This is a genomic window from Pseudomonas sp. Ma2-10, from assembly GCF_054330215.1.
In genome coordinates this window covers 1-338 of sequence record NZ_JBTEYL010000098.1, presented here as the reverse complement: position 1 = coordinate 338, position 338 = coordinate 1, and the positions used below count along the sequence as shown (strand labels likewise).

Annotated in this window: 1 pseudogene; it reads right to left on the bottom strand. The window is 53.0% G+C overall.

The features are described from left to right. Window positions 1–338, bottom strand: a pseudogene (locus ACXPVS_RS27480) (IS3 family transposase); the annotation flags it as partial.

Genomic DNA, 338 nt, shown 5'->3' with positions numbered 1-338 from the left:
GTTTGCGCGGTTTGATCCGCAGATTCAGTTCCAGTTCGCGGTAAATCCGGTACACACGCTTGTGGTTCCAGCGATAGCCCTTCACGTTGCGCAGGTACAAGAAGCACAGGCCAAAACCCCAGTTGCGCTGGTTATGTGTGAGTCGGATCAACTGATCGGCGATCTCGGCGTTTTCAGAAGACAAGCGTGGTTGATAGCGATAGCACGTGATGCTCACGCCGAATGCAAGGCATGCCAGTTTGATACTACACCGACCTGAATGAACTGCTTCCTGCGCCATCTCTCGTCGCCGCGATGGCTTCACCACTTTTTTGCCATGGCTTCCTGGATAATTTCAG